Genomic DNA, 21,778 nt, shown 5'->3' on the forward strand with positions numbered 1-21,778 from the left:
TTCCAAATAACTATGGGGATATCCCCATCCCAATGGTTCCACTCCTTCCATCAAAGTCAAACTACCTTTCCTTTATAATTTATGTAGGACAATTATCGATTTGTATGTGTGTTTGCCTATAAATAAAAAAATCCCCATTTAAACTTTTCCTTCTAGAAAGGCAAGTTTTTTGCATAACCTCTTTCTAGCTTCGCATATATTTGTAATGATGATAAAGGAGGAATGTTCATGACTCAATCCGAAATTGAAAAATACGGCCAAGAAGCTGCACGTTACGAACAGCTCGCTCGTTACTATCAATATAGCAATCCTAAAAGATATGTAGAACTCTATATGAAATACTATGATGCAATTACAAAACTTGTACAAGCATATGAAAAGAGAGATTCACAAGAAGCGACTTTACCGTCACATATGAGAATCTTCCACACCGCTCCCCATACACCAGCAGTTGATATTATAATAAACGGACAAAAGGTTATTAAAAATATTTCTTTTAAACAATTCAGTCCGTATTTATCATTAGTGCAAGGTAAATACCGTATTGATATTGTCCCTGTCGGAAACGAAACTCCAATATTTTCAGCATTAGTACCAATAATGGGGAATCACACTTATACCCTTGCAGCGGTCAATAGCGATAATCATCTCCAATTACAACCCATTCTTGATAATACTCATTTACCATCTGGTCAAGCAAAAATACGATTTGCACATTTTTCACCAGACACTCCAGTTGTAAATGTAAATTTAAAAGATGGGGATCATTTATTTGAAAATGTACTCTTTAAGCAAATAACAGATTTTTTACAAGTTAGCCCTGGTACAGCAGATATTGAAGTTTCACTTGCTGATACAAAAAAAGTACTATTAACCATTCCAAAATTCAACGTTGAACCAAATACAATTTACACAATTTCAATAGTTGGTTATTCAACTGAGGATCCAAAATTAGAAACCGTTATACTTACAAATTAAAACAGTCTACACCATTCGCATGGTGTAGACTGTTTACTTTTGAAACGTAATTTGAAATTCTGTCCAATCGTTATCCGAACGACACAATATGGATCCTTTATGTTTTTCTACAATTTGTTTACATACAAATAGTCCAATACCAGTTCCTAGCTTTTTAGTAGTTACAAATGGCTCAAAAATAGTCTCTACATTGTCTGCTGGAATCATAGGTCCATTATTTTTTATAACAATGCGAACAGCCTGATCCTCTTCAAATACATCAATGATAATTTTCCGCTCTTCTTTCACCGATTCAAGAGCATCAATCGAATTCATTAAAATATTTAAAACTACTTGCTTCACTTCACTCCGGTAACCAACGAGTGGAATAGGATACGGCAAATTCTTTTCAATCAAAACATTTGCATTAACTAAACTTGGATATAAGAATTGTATAATATCTTGAAATAAGTCATTTACCAAAAAACGTTCAGATTCATTCCACATTTCTTTTTTCGATACAAGTAAAAATTGCGAAATCCTAAAATTTAATTGATCTAATTCATGTGAAATAATATCTAAATACGATAGATTAGGGTGATCTGTCTTCAATAACTTTACAAATCCCATAATCGAAGTTAGCGGATTACGAAATTCATGTACAAAACTAGCCGACATTTGCCCTAGAATCGTAAGCCTTTCTTTATGTGTTTCATTTATATATTGCTGTTTTTCTTCTAAATTCCTCGATATAATTTCTGAGTATTTTAAAACGGTATAATAAATTAATTTGTCAAAACAAGTATGTATTTTGGCCATAATCGGTTTCAGTTCTCGAGCGCTTACATCCAATTCGCACATCGCTTCAAAAAGTTCATTTCTTCCCACATTTGCATTGTAAACAAAATCTCCAATATTCGCATCTGCCCCTGCACGCTCAATGGCAATTTTCTCACATAATGGCTGAAGATAATTAATGTCTTTATCTTCCATAATAAGTTCGATAATTAACTCTAATAAATTCGCTCCATTTTGAACTACCTCTTGTTTAAATGGATCTTTTTCGGAAATTATCATTTTGTTTTTCCAGTTCTCTACGAATTGGTGCCTGTTGTTTTTCAAGTGCGAACAAAATACTTCTTTAATATCCTTATCGATTGGAAAAACCTCCATTCCTCCATTTCCATACGACGAATACCCTTTATATTTTGAATATTAACACAAAAAATACATTTCGTTAATAGATTTTTGTCACATTTTGTTAATTTCTGTTGATAAAATTTATTTTTCCTTTCTTATTTAAATAAGTTGTATTCCTATATCCCTTTCCCTTCTCATTTTTTAAATTATTTTCCTGTTCAAAACTACTTTTTTTTTGCATCCTTTTTAATTCTTGCGTACAATAAGAAGTGAAAGGTGTGAAAAATATGGTAAATAAAAATGTGGAAGACTATCTCCAAGAAGGCATATATGGCCAAAAGCAAAACAAACCAGAAGAACGTAATATGTACTTAACTACATTACGTGAGCGTGTAGAAATCGCTTTAACAATCGGTCAAGTAATGCAAAGTAATGTGTATACAGAAGTAACGGGTAACATACGTTCTTCTCAATCATTACAACTATTCCTAAATGGAAGCATTGCTTACCCACATTTATCAAAATACATTAAATTAGCAACTGAAAAAAATATTCATTTTACAATTGTTCAAAATAAAGGTACTGAAACACCAATAGGTTTAGTACTCTCTCATAGCACTGCTGTAGATAAAGAACATATTTATGTCGAAGATGATATTTTCAAACAAGAAATGAAGTAAAAGGTACACTTGATTAAATGTAATCGTTCCGAGAAACGTAAAACAAACAATAAAAAACGAGTATGGAATCGTAAACATTTCCTGCTCGTTTTTTATTGCGGTGTTTAAGCTCGATCTACTTTATTTTTTAATACACACTAATTTCATTTCTGTCATTTCTTCTATTGCATATTTAATCCCTTCACGGCCTGTTCCACTCTCTTTCACACCGCCATAAGGCATATGATCTACTCTGAACGTTGGAATATCATTAATCATGACACCACCGACTTCTAATTCATCAATTGCACGCATTGCCTTACATAGATTGTGTGTAAATACACCTGCTTGTAATCCATAACGTGAATTATTTACTTGTTCTAAAGCCTCATCAAATTCTTTAAATGTATTTACAGTCATAAGTGGACCAAATACTTCTTGGCACTGAACAGATACATAATCTGGAACATTTGTTAATACAGTTGGTTCAAAAATCCTTGCATCACGTTTGTTACCACCGTATACAACATTAGCGCCTTCCTTAACTGCCTCTTCCACCCATGAATTTATACGTTCTACATCTTTTTTTGAAATAAGTGCTGATACATCTGTTTCTTCATGAAGCGGATCTCCTACTACAACGTTTTCCATTGCTTTCGTTAATTTTGTAATAAACTCTTCCATTTTGCGTTCATGCACAAAAACACGTTGTACTGAAATACAAACTTGTCCATTATTCACAAACGCGCCCCATTTTACACGTTCAATTATTTCGTCTGTCAATTCAACATCTTCATCAATAATTACTGCAGCGTTCGATCCTAATTCTAACGTCACTCGTTTCAACCCGGCTTTTGCCTTAATTCCAATACCTACTTTCGGACTTCCTGTAAAAGTAATACTAGCAACGTTCTCATCTTTTACTAATGCCTCACCTACAACAGATCCAGGTCCAGAAATTATATTGAAAGCTCCCTTTGGTAAACCAGCTTCTTCAAATAATTCTACCAATGCATACGAAGAAAGTGGCGTTTGGTCGGCAGGCTTTAGCACAATAGTATTTCCAGCCGCAATTGCTGGTCCTACCTTATGTGCTACTAAATTAAGTGGAAAATTAAACGGTGTAATAGCACCAATAACCCCGATTGGTTGTCGAATTGTATACGCTATACGGCCACCTGCTCCTGGTGCAGCATCTAATGGTAACGTCTCACCATATATTCGCTTCGCTTCTTCAGCTGCAAACTTATATGTTTGAACAGTGCGATCTACTTCTCCACGTGCAGCACGAATTGGTTTTGCAGCTTCTTTTGCGATAATCTCTGCAAACTCTTCTCTTCTCTCATCCATTTTTTGTGCAACCTTTTCTAAAATAGTTGCACGGTCGTATGCGGATAATTTTTTCATTTCTTTCATTGCATTTTTGGCCGAAACTATTGCTTCCTTAACGTCATCTTCTGTACCTTGCGCAATCTCCGCTAATGTTTCTTCAGAATATGGTGCATACAATGGTTTATACGTCTCTACTGATTTCCATACCCCATTTATATATAAATGTTTTTTCATAGTGGTTCTCCTTCCGAATATATGTATACAATAATACATTTCATTTATTTCACCTAGTGAAAGGTCTGACTTGTGTAATTGTATCATAGCCCTAATACATCAAAAAAACATTTTGCTCAAAAAAACTCTGCTACAAAGCAGAGTTTACGAACTAATTTGTTCTTGGAGCGAAATCTTTTTTTCATCTCCTACAATAACAATCGATTCTGAAGGTTTCGTTACTTCTAATCTCTTAATATAGTGTCCATCTAATTTTTTTACGCAAAATTTATAATTTTCAATCTCAATGGTATCACCCTCGGAAATCTCAATATTTTTTGTTAGGATCCAACCGCCAATCGTATCGACATCATCGTCGTCAATAGTCAAACCTAATAATGCGTTCACTTCACTAACAAGTACTTTTCCCTCTAAAATCGTTTTCGTCTCACTAACTTGTTGGATTTCCGGTTGTTCATCAGTATCGAACTCATCTTGAATATCCCCTACAATTTCTTCTAAAATATCTTCAACGGTTACAAGACCTGATGTACCACCATATTCATCAATTAATATAGCGATATGTGTTCTTTCTCTTTGCATTTTTAAAAATAGATCATGAATCGGGATAGATTCAATAACTAAAATAATTGGCCTAATATATTGCTCCACTGTCTTTTCACTAACAACTCGGTGCTTCACAAAATCTGTAAATATATCTTTAAAATTCACAAAGCCTATTACATGGTCCTTATCACCATCAACAACCGGATACCTCGTATATTTTTCATGAGACATTTTTTGTAAAGCCTCTTCAGCAGGCATTTCTTTATTTAAAATATTCATCTCTGTTCGTGGTACCATTATTTCTTTCGCAATACGATCATCAAATTCAAATATTTTATTCACATACTTATATTCAGATTGATTAATCTCACCATTTTTATAACTTTCTGAAACTAACAACCGCAATTCTTCTTCTGAATGCACTTCATCATGCCCTTTTGGTGGTTTCAACCCAAGAAACTTTGTAATTAACCGAGCTGATCCATTTAAAATCCAAATGAATGGGAATGCAATACGATAAAACAAAATGAGTGGCTTAGCAACAAAGAAACTCACTTGTTCTGCTTTTTGAATCGCAAATGTTTTTGGAGCTAACTCTCCTACTACCACATGGAAAAATGTGATAAACAAAAATACTAAAATTATAGCTAAAATGTCTGCGAGTTGAGTAGGGACGTTCCAATTTGCAAACAACACATCAAACATGTGCTTCAGCGCAGGTTTACCAGACCACCCAATCCCAAGAGCTGTAACAGTTATTCCTAATTGACAAGCTGATAAATATTCGTCTAAGTTTGTAATGATTGTTTTGACAGATATTGCACGATTATTTCCTTTTGCAATTAAATAGTCAATTCGTGAACTCCTCACTTTAACAATTGCAAATTCTGCTGCAACGAAAAATGCCGTTAAGGCAATTAAAACAATCACTATACTTATACTATATATGTCCAAATACTTTTCCTTACTTACAGTGTAAGCAAGGAAGCCACCTCCTACTTAAATTTATTCAAGTGAAGTAAGCATTCTTATACTCTAATAAAATTCTACATTAGTAACCACCTTTTTATATATTATATGCATACATAAAAAAGATATTTATAATTATGATAATCTAATTAGCTTATTATCGTCAAACTATAATAAGCCCAATTTTCCGATAACTAAAAATAATTTATATAAATAGTATGTGCTAAACAGCTGAACTTCGTGAAAAAACACTTTCTTTGCCGATTCCACACTTCTTTTGTCACACCTGAAGGGAACTTGCTACATAACTAGAAATCATTCAACAGGATATATATAGGAGGGATTATTTTGGAATATAAAACACCATTTATCGCAAAGAAATTAGGTGTTAGCCCAAAGGCTGTTGTCCGGATTGCACAACAATTAAATCTTACGATTAAAAAAAATAAATATGGTCATTTTATTTTCACACAAGGTGATTTAGATCTAATGTTAGAATACCATCGCTCTCAAATGGACCAGCCTCAAAACTCTCAAACTACTCAAAAACCATCTTCAAATGATGTAGAAAAATTAAAAACTCAAGTAAACACAATTGTTCAAAACACATCATCGAATGATTTTGAGCAATTAACAGCTCAATTTACCACAATTACGAGAAGACTAGATCGAATGGAAGAACAAATGCAAGATAAAGCAAATGATGTCGTTACATACCAACTTTTACAACATCGCCGCGAAATAGAGGAAATGTTAGAACGAATTCAAAAACTAGAAGCTGCCCTAAAAAAAGAAGAACCAATATACATTACTCCTGATGCAAAACCAACATATGAAAGAGAAAAGAAACCGAAGCGTCGTAAAATGATTTTTAGTATATTTGGACTATAATATTGTAGACCCTTATTCTGAGAATAAGGGTCTACTTTTTGTATGAAAACAGATGCCCGTAATAAGTAACTCTTCTTCATACTATACATATTCATATATTTTCATTTTGTTAACATAATATTTTTACTGTATTCTGCAATAAGTGCCTGCGCATGAGCATTCCCTTGAATAATATCACGGAATTCTTTCAAAGAATACAGATGTGTAGCCCCTTTTCGAGCATGAATTCGCACTGGTACACCTTGTAAAGTATCATGAAACTGGAATGGACTATCTATCGGTTCGATTGGAAAACCGAGTGTAAGTAAATACATATACATTCTTTTTGTAACTGCTGCAATATACCATTCCGCTTTCGTCTCTAACGCATGCATAAATAAAATAGCTGCCAGCCTTTTGAAATGTCCTCTCCCCCGAGACGTTTTCGCAATACTTAACTTTCCTATTTCATACACATTTTTCAAATCTTTCACTAAATCATTTTTAGAAAACGGATAGAAAAACTCAGAATTTGATTGTTCAGGTACTGTAAACTTAATACATTCTACTGTACCAATATGATGTTCATCTTCTATTAATAAAAATCGTGATGGATTTAAATTACGTTCTACAAACATTAAGTTTCTTTCTTCACAAAAATCTCCCCACAGTTGCTCGAACCAAAAATGCTCTTCCTTTGTTTGAACACGCTGGAACATATTTAACCGCCTTTCCCATCGCCGCTCTGTTTTTGATAACGCTTTCACTTACTATCATATAAGAACAAATCTTCGTATGCAACTAAAAATATTTATGTCTTATTATATTCTGCAAAATGAATTAAATTCCTACTTATTAGTCATTCATACACATGCAAAACCCCTTAATTCCCCATACTGTTACAAACATAACAAGATTCAATTACTCTAATAAAAAAATGATAATCACTATCAAGTTCGAACCGTATAATGTGTCTTTCCGTACTGCATATAATTCTTCTTAACCTAAAGAAATCCTTCATTAAAAAGGATTTCTTTTACATTTCATTACTTTTTAACCATTTCTCAAAAATTTGAATCATCCCATGCTTCCCAGCCAACTTCTCTTCTCCTTGTTTCGTTTTATATGGATATAGCTGTAAAAACACTCCACATCCAGATTCAATTTTTTTACTATGCATATGGCTACCTGGATATACACAAATCACTTCATAAATCGCTCTTCGCTTAAAAATTCGTTTACCATTCTGTTCTTCTACATACTTAATAGACCAGTATTTATACATTTGCTCCGTTGCTTTCGTATTACCTACAGGCTGAAAAATATTGTACATAGGACTATATTTCACTTCGATAATAATAGAAGATTTATATACATACTTCTCTTCTTCCTTTACATAACAATCTAAACGAATATCCGGCTTCTTTGTGTCCTCTCCGTTATAAAAATTACTTCCTTTGCTTAGTGCAATAAGAGGGTGTGTTTCAATTAAATCATTAAACGCGACGTGCACTTTTATATCATCTCGATGTAAAATCACTGTCGTTCCATCTTGTAATCCGTCTAAATAAAAATGTTCTTGTATTTGTTCACGGATAGGATTCTTATCTTCAAATCCGATTTGTTCTAATATAGAAATAACGATAAAAAAAGCGTAATACTCATACACTAAAAACGTTGGTTTATATACGAATAATAAAGATGGAGGTTGCTCCGTATGTTGCGGTAACAATTCTAAATGGTGGATTAATTGTTGATGCGGTATAGATAAAGTGTTCGAATTAATGGTAGCTGTTTCAGAAACTTCCCTCCAAAATGGAGAATACAATAAATTTCGAAAGTATTGCACACTTTCATATACGATATGAGCTAATATTTTATATTCTTGTATTTTCACAGAACTTTTCCGTAAATCTGCTTCTTTCAGTAAATGTAGATTTCTATATTTTTGTTTTTCCCTATCCGTCACGGATCCATTTCGTTCAATCGTTTTCATAATTGTTTTAACAGCTTGAAATTCATCTGACTTTTTCTTCTTTTCTCCTTCTAGTATTTCAATAGTTTTACGTACAAAAATTTCTGCTTCAAGTAAATAATAATAGAATTGCATCGTTTTAAATTTAAGAAATGCATTTTCAATACTATTTTTTTGCTCCTTAAATTTACGGTTGTAATATTTCGCATAAAGCTTTCTTTCTGTCATAATGGCAGTTTTTCTCGTTGCCTTCCGCGCTTTCGTTTCCCATTCATATTCGTGTACAAATTCCGCATTCGATTCTACTTTCTTAAAAATTTGTTTTATTCTTTTCATTTTTTGTGGCAACTTTCTTAACAATACCAAATAAGAAGAATCTTCAATATCGCTAAGTGCTGAGAAAGTTTTCTTGTAATAACCTCTATCTAAAATTAACTCGTTTAAAATTGACTTCACATAATCTTGAATCATTTCAAATTGGTCATCAAAAAAGTTTTTAGGAACAACTTGAAACGCACCATAATAAGTTTTATCTTCTATACGCACTTCAAAATGGTATAAGCCACAGCGCCACGGATAAAAAAATTCAGTTTTTCCATGTTCATACACTAATACTCTTTGTTTTTTTTCATTTAATTCATATTGTGACTCTTTTATATTCTTTTGTCCCTCATATACTTTATTCCATATGAATGTAATATCCATTGGATTTTGATAATGGAAATGTAATTTCAGTGGTTTTAATTCCTGTACTTTATAAATACATTGAACTAATGCTGTAGTAGACGTACAAAGCCGGTTTAAAAGAATAAAATCGCCTTTCCCCTCAGTACCAATAATTAGCTTCAATACAAACGGGAGCGTTTCTTTCGTATCGACGATTGCTGTTTCATAACGCTCCTCATTTTGCATAGCCATACAGCTCCAGTTCTCTACGCTTTTGTCTTATATAAGCTAAAGAATGTTCAAATGTAGATACACGATTTGCAAGCGGAGACTGTAAAAGTGGTATCAATGTCGCTCCCCTTTTTGCTTCTTCAGAAAGTAGAGGGCCCACTGTCATTTCTGTCCCCCTTAATTTCGTTAATACACGCTGCTTTATTTGCAAATCAAAACCTTCTTCCCTGCTAATCATATAGGACTGATTATTTTGGAACGGTATATTTTGCAAATACGTAGCGATTGCGCTTGCACATCGGAAAGAAATTCCTTTTGATATATCGTGTGATGATAATACATCATGTAACTTATCCAATAACTCTAATTCCTCTTCAGTATACACTTCGATCATCTCTTTATTCCTAAACCAATTGAGTCGAAATTCTCCCGTTGTTACTTTCAGCGGGGGTTGCTGAACAACTTTCTCATGTTCTATACTCATCTCGCAAAACGGAATTTTTTGTAATGTAATCAAATTTGTTCGATCTAATAATCGATCGGAAAGCTCTTTCGTCGTTTCATCAAAATTTACAGTGCCTACGAAAATAATATTCTCACCAATTTCCACTGAAGGTGGAATTTGATTTTCTATTTCTTGTACTTTCTCATACAAACTCAAAATACGATTTTTCTTTTCAAGTTGAAGAACGGATAGAAACGGAGTAAACCAATGCTCAATATGTGACATGTTCATTTCATCGAACACAATTATATACAATTGATTTGGATTTTCTTTAGCCTTTAACAATGTCCGAACTAACTTCGTTTCACTTTCAATAAAATTACCATTCGGATGAAGATAACCGAGAATATCATGTGGTTCTTGATACGATGGTGAAATCGGAATCCAAATTAATTCTTCCCCATAACGTAACCCAAGTGATTCTGCATAAGCTTGCACAAAGCGTGATTTCCCAACACCTGGTATACCACCAACAATTGTTAACATATTGGTTTTAATACTAATGTGAAAATTATATATATCTGTATCATCCAAATATAACCCTTTATTACGAACCATACTTTGTACATACTGCAAAAAAGAGGATTCACGCTCATCCCATTCCCAGTCATCCTTTTGCATTTTAATATCTTCTACTTCAACTAACTTACCTTCTTCAGCAATTCGTTTATTTAGTTGGTCATACACATTTTCACTTACAAAATATAAATGATCATCTACTGCTATTTCTACATGTTTCATCCAATCATTTATTTCAATATATTTGCATTCTTTTCTTTGCTCAAAATATGAAATTGAACTTATTGATGATTTTAACGATAAATTTCCATATAGCCTTCCTTCATGCCACAATAATTCTGGAGGCTCAAAGTCTTTTGGTAATTTAGGCATAAGAAATGATAAATAACCGTTGCTTAACTTCCGTTCCAAAGACGCTCTCTTTTTATAATTTGAGACCTTTGGTGAAGGAATCACTTTATATGAAGATGCTATTTCCCGAGGCTCTTCTGTGCATATTAATTCCAGAAATAAATTTCCACGATCATAATAAAGACGAAACATGACCAGTTGCTTTTCTAATTTATGCTTCTTTAAATCAGTAAAGATTTTTTCATTCTTTTTATTACTGCATAATCCTTCAAACAAATATTTTCCAGTCGGAAATAACTCTTGTAAAGTTAAAGGTATTGAAGAAAGACATTGTACAAAGAAATTTTCTCCATTCTTCTCTCCCTCAGCTTTTGCAAACTTCCCAATAAACCTCATATAATACATTCGCTTTATAAAACTTGGATGAAGAGCTTTATGTAATTTCAACGTAGTCACCTTCTTTTTTTCATACTATTCTTATTGTATGAACTACAATCTAAAACTAGAAGTCAACTACCCCCACTGAGATGAAGCGTTTCAGTGGGGGCTTGAGTTAGAACGCTAGGTCTTTTCGTCTATCGCTAGACAGTTTGACGCTCTAGAATTCATGCCACCTTACAGTAACACCCCAAGTATGTTTTTGGTTGGTACTAGAAACGAACAATCGTTTCCCCACTTGCACCACCCTTTCGAAAAAGAGCAGTTCTTCCTTATAGAAGAAGCCACCACTCAGATGAATCCGGCGTGTGCTACAAGCCCCGACAAGTCGAGTACACATGGATGGTTGACGCACCCACTAAGCTATGCGCGAAGCAACAGCCTTACGTTTTTGCACTTCTAATAGAATCGGCGTTTTCACTTTGAGGTTGTCATCCAATTCTACAACTCTTGATTTTCCCAATGTATTCAACGCACCATTAATATCAGCGTGGATACATGTTCCTGCTTTACTTTGGTACAGACCACGAGTGATTCGTTTGCCACTAAAGCGATAATGCGTCCTATCATCCTTATCCCAAACTGGGACCCTATCTTTATCAAGAAAACTAGCTTTTGAAGTATAGCTTTCTTCTTGTTTTAAAAATCGGATGCCTTCTTTTATACATTTATTCTCAATTGCTGCAATCAGTTTATGAAATGGAATTTGAACAAACTTTTGATTATTCTTTTTTCCCATATCAGATTTTTGTTTCCAACCCGTGTTATACCCTACGACAATAGTATCTATATCGAATGCTTTCACTTTTTTGAACAACAAACCCACAGTTTGTGAAATGTAACCATTTATTTGTCTTTCTCGTTTATGCCAAAGTGCGGCCATTCTATTCGTTACAACGCGTCTTGAAATTCCATTTCCTGTATTTTTCTGCTGCAAATTACGTATCTTTTTGTTGAAGTATTGGTTAATGGATTTTAATTTTTTTCCATCAATTAAAAATGTGTCACCTGTATTTGTTACGCAACTTAATAATCTATCTACACCTAAATCGCAACTCAAAGCGTTACTAGTAGTCGTGGATGGTTTCTTCATTTGAGAAACGTGCATTTCATATGTGTAATGCACCTCAAAGAACCGACCTTTTTGCTTCGGTACAATCTCAATGTAGGAGATTTTTTTATTTTTTACGTTTTTAGGCATACGTATTTTAATGGAACCGAATTTTTTTCTGAATGCCACATTCATCGGAATCATCCAATACCCGTTATCATCCACTTTTGGAACCTGATAGATTTCAATGATTCGTTTGTCCGTTGAACCAGAATAATTCGGAAACCTAGGACGGCCTGTGAATGTTTCCGGTTTTTTCTTCCACTGTTCCCATGCTTTAAAAAAGCTTTTTACTTCTGTAAATAAGGCTCTACGAATCGCTTGAACAGAGTTTGATTGGACGCCCGAGTAGTTCATATCGGCTTGCATGGCAGTGTCCACTTCTTTTACAGTAGCCATCTTGTTATTATTCAGATAACTTTGTTTAATCGTGTACAATCCAACATTTCGCAACGCTTTTGAACTATGTGACATGCGTTGCAGTAAACGAAATTCTTTCGCAGTAAGGCAAGCTCGTCCGATATTCTGTTTCTGCGTGAAGCGTTGCATGTTTTCTCTTTTCTTTTGTTTACGTAATACTTTCACTGCTTTCTTTCTACCCATTGTTTTCACCACCTTTCTCAGGGGGTTCATTAAAATCATTTCATTCCTTGTGATTCAATGTACTTACGGATAGAACCTATAGGTGCACCGCCCGTTGTTAAAAGACAATAACTTCGAGACCAAAACATTTCTTTCCATAGATCATGTTTTATCTTAGGAAAATCTCGTTTCACGAAACGAGAACTAACACTTTTGTAACTGTTAATCGCTTTTGACAAATCAATGTTTGGAACTGAACGGAACAAAACGTGAACATGGTCTTCATCGTGATTCCATTCTTCTACAGTAATTCCTTTTGGCTCAAGCAACCGAATGAAGTGCTCTTTCAGATAATCTGAAATTTCATCGTTCATCACTTTTCTACGGTATTTAATAACCAAAACTAAATGATAGTAGAGTAAGAACACTGAATGATTATTATTATCTAATTTCGTTGTCATATATATTGTCTCCTTATCTACGACTAATTATATCGCAAGACGCAAAAGAAACAAATATTCGCTCTTTAAAAAATTGTTATGAACGAAACAAAAGAGTTCAGCCTACCTTCTGACGGCAATTCATCTCCACCTGAATTGTTGGGTTTCACCCGTAACACAAATCAGATGGAGTCTTCTTGCCGAAAAGGATAAAAAACCTGACGTCATCCGTCAGGTTCAAAATTAAAACGTATATTAATGAGAAGGAAATGCTTTTTTTTCTTGTAAAATGGCATTATGAGCGATTTTCATTTTAGCAAGTACGTACCGTAATCGATCTTCGGCATTTTCATCTTTATTTTGCTGCAAACTCGCCAAATTCTCTACAGAACTCGCTAAATTTTCAATCACGCCTCGAAGTTCAGGATGATGATTAAAAAAAGATTCTTGTACTAATACTTTCCTTAAATCACTAGCTAAATCCATAATTCTAGACAACTGTTCTTTTTCTTCCATTTTCATCCCTCCTGAATATCTTATGTATTAAATATTCTCTAGACAAGGAAAAAAGCCCTTTAAATTAAAAGGACTTTTACATTTTTATAGTTCCTGTCAGTAACATATAAAGTGATGTAATAGCTGCAATAACAATTGCCCACATCACATATCGCTCTTTGCCTGAAAAACAACGATTCCCTTTTTCTTTTCTTGCAAACATATACACGAGAATCCCAATACCATATACGATTGAAACAAGCAATAAATTCTTTAAACCAGCTGCATAAATTAGCCATACAGAGTATAGGGAAGCAATTAATGCTAACAATCCATTTTTTACTCTCGCAACTTTCAGCTCTTTCGTGATGACTAATTTCAATTGAAATAGCGCTGATAATAAGTACGGCAGTAATATAGATGTTGACGCAATAAAATACATAATTTGATATGTCGATTGTGAAAACAGAACGATTATAAATATAGTTTGGGCAACGATATTTGAAATCCACAATGCCATATGCGGCGTTTGTTTCTTATTTGTTTTCGTAAAGACTTTCGGAAACACGCCGTCTTTTCCTGCTACGTGAGAAATTTCAGAAACAAGTAAAAACCAGCCAATTAATGTACCTACAAGTGACGCAACTAATCCAATATTAATTGCCATTGCACCCCATGGCCCAACAACATGTTCTAATACATGTCCCATTGAAGGAGTCTCTAATACTGAAAGTTCTTTTCTTGTCATGGCTCCCATTGACAGAACAGAAATTAAAATATAAATAGACATTACTAAAATAAGTCCAAGTACTGTCGCTTTTCCAACGTCTCTACTATTTTTAGCTCTTCCTGATAATACAACTGCTCCTTCAACCCCAATGAACACCCAAAGGGTTACAAGCATTGTATTTTTCACTTGACCTAGTACAGAGGAAACTGAGATAGTTCCTTCGCCCCAAAAGTCATGTGTAAATGTATCCCAGCGAAACGCTGTTACCATCACGACAATAAATAATAAGATCGGAACTAATTTCCCAATCGTTGCGATAACATTCATAATGGAAGCTTCACGAATTCCAAATAAAATTAGAAGATGCAATGTCCATAATAAAAGTGATGCACCCACGATTGACGCAACATTATTTCCGCCTTTAAAAATTGGAAAGAAGTAACCTAATGTACTAAACAGTAACATAATTGTTGCAACATTTCCTAAAATCCCTGCTAGCCAGTATCCCCAAGCACTGTTAAAACCAATATATTCACCGAATCCAGCTCGTGCATAACTATAGATTCCGCCCTCAAGCTCCGGTTTTTGTCTTGCTAACGTTTGATATACGAGCGCAAGTGGAATCATTCCCATTGCTGTAATACACCAACCAATTATCGTTGCACCACTATTTGCTCCTACTGCTAAATCATGCGGTAAACTAAAAACACCGCCACCAACCATCGTTCCAACTACTAATGCGATTAACGGAAAAAACCCTAACTTCTTTTCTATTTGTACCACCCCATCTGTCATTCTAGGTGTTATGTTCGTTCAACTATTAAAGTCACCTTTTTCTCTAATAGACGTTTCTCTTATATTTTTTCAGGAAAACATTACTTATTCTAAAAGAAAATGAAGAAAAATGGAATACTTTTTTGAAAAAATGTATAAGTATGCACAAAAAAACCGTTCATTTTGTAATGAGCGGTCATTTCATACATATAAAATTGTATATTTATTGTAAAATTAACGAAGTAACTTCTCTTTTTGTAAAAATTGTTTTGCGACTTCTTCGCTACTTTTCCCATTCACATTTACTTCATAATTCATTTTTCTCATTTCTTCATCTGTAATCTTTCCAGATAATTTATTTAATACTTTTTCGAGTTCAGGATATTTCTGTAACGTCTCTTTTCTTAATAATGGTGCTCCTTGATAAGGCGGGAATAGTCCTTTATCATCTTTTAGCACTTTAAGCCCATATTGCTCCAATTCACTATCTGTTGAATATGCATCGATTACGTTAACATCTCCCGATTGTATTGCACTATAGCGCAGTTTCGGTTCCATCGTTTTAACATTTGAAAACTTATAGTTATATAATTTTTGCATTCCTTTATAACCATCTTCACGATCAGCAAATTCTAATGTAAATCCTACTTTAGCTTCCTGTGCAACTTTTCCTAAATCAGAAATTGTATTTATGTTATTTTGATCTGCTATTTTTTTCGGCATGGCTAGTGCGTATGTATTGTTATACTCCATTGGCCTTAACATAACCATATTATATTTCTTTTCCATTCCAATACGAGCTTGTTCATATACTTCATCACGATTTGTACTTTTCGGTTCTTCTTTCACGAAAGTAGATAAAGCTGTACCTGAAAATTCTGGGTATATATCTACTTCACCTGATTTTAACGCTTCGAATACAAATGCTGTTTTTCCAAGGCCTGGCTTTAATTCCACTTGTAAATCTGTATCCTGTTCAATAAGTTGCTTGTACATTTGAATTAATATTTCTGGTTCAGATCCAAGTTTACCAGCAATAACTATGTCTTTCTTTTCGGTATTCCAAAGAAATGGAGCAGCTATCATTACTACAACTATACATATCGTCAATATAACGCGCTTAGAAGAGCGTTTCGGGCTCTCAAGTATGCGAAGTACTATATCAAAGAATAAAGCGAGTAACGCAGCTGGTACGGCCCCTAAAATGATAAGCGCATGGTCATTTCGATCTATGCCTAATAATATGAGCTTACCGAGCCCACCAGCGCCTATTAAAGCAGCTAATGTAGCCGTTCCAACAATTAATACCATCGCTGTACGAATACCAGCCATAATAATTGGCAATGCGAGCGGAAGCTCTACCTTCCATAATCTTTTCCAGCTATTCATCCCCATAGCTCTCGCCGCTTCTATAAGTGATTCATCTAATTCCCGTATTCCTGTATATGTATTTCGTAAAATAGGTAATAGTGCATACACAACTAATGCGATTATAGCTGGCAGTTTTCCAATTCCTACTAATGGAATTAATAGTCCAAGTAAAGCAAGTGAGGGCACTGTCTGCATAACAGCAGAAGTCCCTATAATAAATTCAGCCATTCGTTCTTTTCTCGTTAATATAATGCCGAGTGGCACTGCAATAATTACTGCAAAAAATAGTGAAATAAGCGATATTTGTAAATGCTCACTTAATGCACTTAGCAATTCTACTTTTCGTTCTTGGAACGTTTGAATAAAATCAGTCACTGTTTAGCCTCTTTCCTTCATTTGTTCAACAATGTAATTGACAATATGACGACTTGTTAACGCTCCAACATATTGACCATGCTCTTCAACCGGCACTGACTCTTCAGTTTGTAAGCGGACTAGTGCTTCTTGTAATGACGAATGTAAAGATAAAGCATTCCCTTCAACTCGTATACCCTCGTCTAGCGGCAATACCTCTTCTATACTCTTCCCCTCATACCAAGGTCGTCCACGATTTCCAATGAACTCCTCTACAAACTCATTTTTCGGGTTATGTATAATTCCTTCTGGTGTATCTAATTGAACAACTTTTCCTTCTTTCATTACACAAATACGATCACCAAGTGATAAAGCCTCTTGCATATCGTGCGTTACGAACACGATTGTTTTTTGAATCTTTTTTTGCAGTTGTACGATATCCTTCTGGAGCTGCTCCCTACTTAACGGATCTAACGCACTAAATGGTTCGTCCATAAGTACAATTTTCGGGTTTGCGGCTAATGCCCGTACGACACCAACACGTTGTTTCTGCCCTCCCGACAATTCATCTGGCATACGATCACGATATACATCTGGATCGAGCCCAACCATCTGTAGCAAGTCATCGACACGTGCTTTTATTTCCTTTTTGGTCCATTTTCTCATTTCAGGGACAACTGCAATATTTTCAGCAATTGTCATATGTGGAAACAGCGCAATCTGCTGCAACACGTACCCTATATTCCAACGTAGTTCGTTTATGTTATATTGTTGAATATCTTTTCCATCGATTAAAATTGATCCTTCCGTCGTTTCAATTAAACGGTTAATCATCTTCATTGTCGTTGTTTTCCCGCAACCACTCGGACCAATGAGAACAAAAAATTCTCCTTTTTTAATTTCTAAATGTAGTGAATCCACTGCTTTTGTGCCATCTTCATACGCTTTTGACACATGATTAAATTGAATCACAGACACAACTCCTTTCATGTTGTTTCCTTTATTTTGATGGAATATAGCATTCATTTCAAATGATACGCTTTATTATACAAAAAAAGAGCTCTCATTTGAGCTCTAACGGTCGAACAATATTGTTTTCATAATTGCAGCATATTCACGCACATACGCTTTTTTCTTAGAGCGTCTCGGTGTTTCAGCAGCCAAAGCTTCCATCTTTATCCCTAAACGCTTTGCAATTATTTTCGTTCGATATAAATGATACGTATTACTTACAACTACCGCATGCTTTACATCATATAAATCCATACTAAACTTTAAATTTTCATACGTATTTGTAGAGCGGTCTTCAATTAAAATACGATTCTCATCTATACCATGTACCATTAAATAGTTTCTCATACTGTGAGCTTCCGGTATATCTTCATCTTCCCCTTGACCACCTGAAACAATTACTTTCACCTCAGGGTGAGCATGTAAATATTCCAACGCTATATCCAAACGATTTTGAAGAGATAAAGACGGTCTATCTCCAAATAACTTTGCACCTAATATAAGAACGTATGGAGAGTGATTACTCAATGTTTCACGAGCAACTTTATTCATTCGAAACGTCATATAAATGATGTATAGCGGAGGTAGTAATAAGATTATAAGCAATATCCATTTGTTCATAAATAAGTTAACACTCCCTTTCTTTTTATTATATAGAAAAAGAAAAGGAGGCAGAAGTATTTTTTAAACAATTGATTTATTAGACACATTCGCTTCCGTTTTACGTTTTGAAATTACATAATAAAAAGCAATCCCTAATGATAGGATCAATATACAGCTCAGTACGTAAAACGGGATCATTACCCCTGCTTTAGATACGCCTGCCGTAAACAACATTAATAATACAATTCGAATTCCTGTGCCAATTAATCGAAATAAGCTGTCCACACGTCCCATTACTTCGTTTGGGATTTCTTCCATCATCAATACATTTCTCGCCACTCGTGTTCCAGCATTTCCAATCGCATGGAAAATCGCTAGTCCATATAATAACATAATGGAAGGCTCAATAATCATTGCGGTAATTGAAATTACATAAATAACCATCGTCATAACGATTGAAATTTCTATTTTGACATATTTCATCATGATTGGAATACTTATTCCTGCAAGAACCGCTCCGACACCGTACATCATACCTTCAATTGCGTATACAGAGGCACTAGCTTTGAGTATATCTGAAATATATACTGGGATTAAATAATTTGCCATCATGACACCGATAAACGGCATATAAGTCGCTAGTAAAAACCAAAATAACTTAGGGCGCTTTTTCATAAAGTGAATTCCTTCGAACAATTGCTTCTTAAATGTTGCTTTCCGTTTTACTTCTTTTTTCTTTACATACGGTATACATAAGAAAAGAAAAAATGCTCCTGCAAAAGTTAACATATCCACTAACAAGATCCATTTCAAAGAAATAATCTCAATTAAAAAGCTAGCAGCTGCGCCTGAAATAACTTGCGTTAATTGTCCTTGTATTTCCATTGTGCCACTTAAACTTTTATAATGCTCTGATTGAAATATTTCTTGGTTAAATGCAAATATTGTGGGATAGAATAATAAATAATAGAAAGAACCTGCTATATAAATAATAATGTAATGAATAGAATTGTATGATTGCCCAGCAAATCCCCAAATGGCCATCATTCCTATAATGGCTATCCCGATACCTTCGTTACATAACAATAAAGATTTTCTTGAAAAACGATCTATGCTTTGCCCAATGAATGGTGTTAGTAAAAACATAATGAGAGTTGCAACGATAGAAACATAACCAAATGTTGTCTCTCCTCCACTTTCCTTAATTAACAACCACGGAATCGTTATCATAACAATCCCGGAACCAATAGCGGATAAACTATTGGCTCCTAGAATGTAATACAAGCGAGAATCATGATAAAGAGAGGACATATCACTCAACTCCTAATTGTTTTTTCACCTCTTTATATACGCTCATATATGCTTTTAATTCTTTAACTAAATCATGAATTAATGGTTTTGCATCTTCTCCAAGTTCACTATCTTGCACATGTAATCCATCAAGCACGACTTGTTTTGGAATTGCGTTTGCGTAAACGCCTCTAGCGACAGTGCGCATACTATTTAATGCGTTTATTCCCCCTTTACCTCCTCCAGCAACTGCTAGTAATGCGACAGGCTTATGGATGAATTCACTGCTACTTAAGTAATCTAACGAATTTTTCAGCGCTCCGCTCATCGCATTATGATATTCTGGTGTACATAGTACTACACCGTCTGCTGCTTTCACTAAAGCTTTTAATTTTTTTACTGCCTCTAATTCACGTTGTGATTCTTCTCCATTATATAAAGGCAATTCCGCTACTGCTAAATCGTATAACTCCCCTTCAAATTGCTCTGCAATATATTTTGCCACAACGCGAGTTCTACCGAATTTTCTTGGTGTACCGTTAATAACGACTAGTTTCATAATTATTTCTCCCCTTTGTTTTCAAGTTATATTTATATATTATCAGAAATTTCTATACAAAACACAGTAAAAAGAGGGAAAAACTTTCATTAAATAGTATGAGAAATAAAAAAACTCATACTTTCGTATGAGTTTCACAAAACTAATATTTCCTATTTTTTCACAACCTCATGTCCACCGAATTGATTACGAAGTGCAGAAACCACTTTTCCGTGGAATGTATCATCTTCTTGTGAACGGTAGCGCATAAATAATGACATAGCGATAACTGGTGCCGCTGCTTGTAATTCAAGCGCAGTTTCAACAGTCCATTTCCCTTCTCCTGAAGAGTTCATAACACCTTTAATGCCATCAAGTTTCGGATCTTCTGCAAATGCTTTTTCAGTTAAGTCCATTAACCAACCACGGATAACCGATCCGTTTGCCCATACTTTTGCAACATCTTCATAATTGAAATCAAAATCACTTTTATCTAGTACTTCAAATCCTTCAGCGATTGCTTGCATCATTCCGTATTCAATACCGTTGTGAACCATTTTTAAGAAATGCCCACTACCGACGCGGCCTGCATATGAATAACCATTTTCTACTGCTAAATCTTTAAATAAAGGTTCTAGTTGATCATAAATTTCTTTTTCTCCACCAACCATTAAGCAAGCGCCGTATCTAGCTCCTTCTACACCGCCTGATGTACCGATATCTACATAATGTAAGCCAAAGCTTTTCGCTTCTTCAGCACGGCGTAACGTATCCTTATAGAATGAATTTCCACCTTCAATAACGATATCGCCTTCCTCTAATAATGGATATACATCTTTTAGTACTGACTCAACAACTTCTCCTGCAGGTACCATTACCCAAATTGTACGAGGTGCTTCTAATTCAGAGATCATTTCTTTTAATGTATGACGAGCAGTAATCCCTAATTCCCCTGCCTTTTCAACAAGCTCATTATTTACATCGTATACAACTACTTCATGCTTGTCTTCATGTAAGTGTTCAGCTAATGGGAATCCCATTTTTCCTAATCCAATTAAACCTAGTTTCATATTAATCAATCTCCCAT

Annotated in this window: 19 protein-coding genes; 3 read left to right on the forward strand and 16 right to left on the reverse strand. The window is 34.5% G+C overall.

From position 1 onward, the window contains the following. The first annotated feature begins 228 nt into the window (after positions 1-228). Positions 229-978, forward strand: coding sequence for a DUF4397 domain-containing protein (locus MR066_RS12815; protein WP_002012659.1), 750 nt, complete (start codon positions 229-231; stop codon positions 976-978). Between the two features lie 33 nt (positions 979-1,011). On the opposite strand, the gene MR066_RS12820 is transcribed toward MR066_RS12815, so the two are convergent. After that, positions 1,012-2,130 carry a BA2291 family sporulation histidine kinase gene (locus MR066_RS12820; protein WP_002065228.1) on the reverse strand — a complete coding sequence of 373 codons (1,119 nt, stop codon included), beginning with the start codon at positions 2,128-2,130 and terminating at the stop codon, positions 1,012-1,014. A 254-nt stretch (positions 2,131-2,384) separates the two neighbouring features. Here MR066_RS12820 and MR066_RS12825 point away from each other — a divergent pair, with 254 nt between their 5' ends. After that, positions 2,385-2,777, forward strand: coding sequence for a YueI family protein (locus MR066_RS12825; RefSeq protein WP_002141658.1), 393 nt, complete (start codon positions 2,385-2,387; stop codon positions 2,775-2,777). 120 nt (positions 2,778-2,897) lie between these two features. Here MR066_RS12825 and MR066_RS12830 read toward each other — a convergent pair whose 3' ends face one another. Together MR066_RS12830 and MR066_RS12835 are read right to left on the reverse strand one after the other, a co-directional pair. Further along, positions 2,898-4,322 (reverse strand): aldehyde dehydrogenase family protein, encoded by a 1,425-nt coding sequence (locus MR066_RS12830; protein WP_242247407.1) that lies wholly within the window; start codon positions 4,320-4,322, stop codon positions 2,898-2,900. A 144-nt stretch (positions 4,323-4,466) separates the two neighbouring features. After that, positions 4,467-5,822 (reverse strand): hemolysin family protein, encoded by a 1,356-nt coding sequence (locus tag MR066_RS12835; protein WP_002127238.1) that lies wholly within the window; start codon positions 5,820-5,822, stop codon positions 4,467-4,469. Between the two features lie 363 nt (positions 5,823-6,185). On the opposite strand from MR066_RS12835, the gene racA reads away from it, so the two are divergent. Next, on the forward strand, positions 6,186-6,728 hold the full coding sequence (racA, locus tag MR066_RS12840) for a chromosome-anchoring protein RacA (RefSeq protein WP_002012665.1): 543 nt from the start codon (positions 6,186-6,188) through the stop codon (positions 6,726-6,728). A gap of 101 nt (positions 6,729-6,829) precedes the next feature. Here racA and MR066_RS12845 read toward each other — a convergent pair whose 3' ends face one another. From MR066_RS12845 to gnd, 13 genes are all read right to left on the reverse strand, one after another. Beyond that, entirely contained in the window at positions 6,830-7,426 is a 597-nt protein-coding gene (locus MR066_RS12845; RefSeq protein ID WP_002085820.1) for a hypothetical protein, read from the reverse strand. 317 nt (positions 7,427-7,743) lie between these two features. Beyond that, on the reverse strand, positions 7,744-9,594 hold the full coding sequence (locus MR066_RS12850) for a hypothetical protein (RefSeq protein WP_242247408.1): 1,851 nt from the start codon (positions 9,592-9,594) through the stop codon (positions 7,744-7,746). Continuing rightward, positions 9,584-11,401, reverse strand: coding sequence for an AAA family ATPase (locus MR066_RS12855; protein ID WP_002012669.1), 1,818 nt, complete (start codon positions 11,399-11,401; stop codon positions 9,584-9,586). The genes MR066_RS12850 and MR066_RS12855 overlap by 11 nt, the downstream gene beginning before the upstream one ends. A 349-nt stretch (positions 11,402-11,750) precedes the next feature. Continuing rightward, positions 11,751-13,106 (reverse strand): RNA-guided endonuclease TnpB family protein, encoded by a 1,356-nt coding sequence (locus MR066_RS12860; protein ID WP_242247409.1) that lies wholly within the window; start codon positions 13,104-13,106, stop codon positions 11,751-11,753. 35 nt (positions 13,107-13,141) lie between these two features. After that, positions 13,142-13,546, reverse strand: a complete 405-nt coding sequence (gene tnpA, locus MR066_RS12865) for an IS200/IS605 family transposase (protein ID WP_242247410.1) — start codon at positions 13,544-13,546, stop codon at positions 13,142-13,144. Between the two features lie 234 nt (positions 13,547-13,780). Then, the gene (locus tag MR066_RS12870) at positions 13,781-14,041 is read right to left on the reverse strand and encodes a hypothetical protein (protein ID WP_002085825.1); all 261 of its coding nucleotides are present in this window, start codon (positions 14,039-14,041) and stop codon (positions 13,781-13,783) included. Between the two features lie 76 nt (positions 14,042-14,117). Further along, positions 14,118-15,545, reverse strand: coding sequence for a basic amino acid/polyamine antiporter (locus tag MR066_RS12875; protein ID WP_242247411.1), 1,428 nt, complete (start codon positions 15,543-15,545; stop codon positions 14,118-14,120). 213 nt (positions 15,546-15,758) lie between these two features. Next, on the reverse strand, positions 15,759-17,270 hold the full coding sequence (locus MR066_RS12880) for an ABC transporter permease/substrate-binding protein (protein ID WP_002031797.1): 1,512 nt from the start codon (positions 17,268-17,270) through the stop codon (positions 15,759-15,761). Between the two features lie 3 nt (positions 17,271-17,273). Beyond that, on the reverse strand, positions 17,274-18,221 hold the full coding sequence (locus tag MR066_RS12885; protein ID WP_033709046.1) for an ABC transporter ATP-binding protein: 948 nt from the start codon (positions 18,219-18,221) through the stop codon (positions 17,274-17,276). 102 nt (positions 18,222-18,323) lie between these two features. Further along, a complete protein-coding gene (locus tag MR066_RS12890; RefSeq protein ID WP_002127228.1) occupies positions 18,324-18,881 on the reverse strand; it encodes a YdcF family protein in 558 nt (185 codons plus the stop codon). A 63-nt stretch (positions 18,882-18,944) separates the two neighbouring features. Further along, positions 18,945-20,174: an MFS transporter gene (locus MR066_RS12895; protein ID WP_016102081.1), complete on the reverse strand. Its 1,230-nt coding sequence runs from the start codon at positions 20,172-20,174 to the stop codon at positions 18,945-18,947. 1 nt (position 20,175) lies between these two features. Continuing rightward, entirely contained in the window at positions 20,176-20,712 is a 537-nt protein-coding gene (locus tag MR066_RS12900; protein ID WP_002031805.1) for an NADPH-dependent FMN reductase, read from the reverse strand. Between the two features lie 152 nt (positions 20,713-20,864). Beyond that, complete coding sequence (gene gnd, locus MR066_RS12905) at positions 20,865-21,761, reverse strand: phosphogluconate dehydrogenase (NAD(+)-dependent, decarboxylating) (RefSeq protein ID WP_002031808.1); 897 nt, start codon at positions 21,759-21,761, stop codon at positions 20,865-20,867. Positions 21,762-21,778: the final 17 nt, after the last annotated feature.

It is taken from the genome of Bacillus cereus group sp. BfR-BA-01523 (genome assembly GCF_022662615.1).
Lineage (GTDB): Bacteria > Bacillota > Bacilli > Bacillales > Bacillaceae_G > Bacillus_A > Bacillus_A mycoides.

Excerpts from the sequence above, each read along its gene's own strand:
- MR066_RS12815 (WP_002012659.1), top strand. The coding sequence starts at position 229 with ATGACTCAATCCGAAATTGAAAAATACGGCCAAGAAGCTGCACGTTAC.
- MR066_RS12820 (WP_002065228.1), bottom strand. The coding sequence starts at position 2,130 with ATGGAGGTTTTTCCAATCGATAAGGATATTAAAGAAGTATTTTGTTCG.
- MR066_RS12825 (WP_002141658.1), top strand. The coding sequence starts at position 2,385 with ATGGTAAATAAAAATGTGGAAGACTATCTCCAAGAAGGCATATATGGC.
- MR066_RS12830 (WP_242247407.1), bottom strand. The coding sequence starts at position 4,322 with ATGAAAAAACATTTATATATAAATGGGGTATGGAAATCAGTAGAGACG.
- MR066_RS12845 (WP_002085820.1), bottom strand. The coding sequence starts at position 7,426 with ATGTTCCAGCGTGTTCAAACAAAGGAAGAGCATTTTTGGTTCGAGCAA.
- MR066_RS12850 (WP_242247408.1), bottom strand. The coding sequence starts at position 9,594 with ATGCAAAATGAGGAGCGTTATGAAACAGCAATCGTCGATACGAAAGAA.
- MR066_RS12860 (WP_242247409.1), bottom strand. The coding sequence starts at position 13,106 with ATGGGTAGAAAGAAAGCAGTGAAAGTATTACGTAAACAAAAGAAAAGA.
- tnpA (WP_242247410.1), bottom strand. The coding sequence starts at position 13,546 with ATGACAACGAAATTAGATAATAATAATCATTCAGTGTTCTTACTCTAC.
- MR066_RS12870 (WP_002085825.1), bottom strand. The coding sequence starts at position 14,041 with ATGGAAGAAAAAGAACAGTTGTCTAGAATTATGGATTTAGCTAGTGAT.
- MR066_RS12875 (WP_242247411.1), bottom strand. The coding sequence starts at position 15,545 with ATGACAGATGGGGTGGTACAAATAGAAAAGAAGTTAGGGTTTTTTCCG.
- MR066_RS12890 (WP_002127228.1), bottom strand. The coding sequence starts at position 18,881 with ATGAACAAATGGATATTGCTTATAATCTTATTACTACCTCCGCTATAC.
- MR066_RS12895 (WP_016102081.1), bottom strand. The coding sequence starts at position 20,174 with ATGTCCTCTCTTTATCATGATTCTCGCTTGTATTACATTCTAGGAGCC.
- MR066_RS12900 (WP_002031805.1), bottom strand. The coding sequence starts at position 20,712 with ATGAAACTAGTCGTTATTAACGGTACACCAAGAAAATTCGGTAGAACT.
- gnd (WP_002031808.1), bottom strand. The coding sequence starts at position 21,761 with ATGAAACTAGGTTTAATTGGATTAGGAAAAATGGGATTCCCATTAGCT.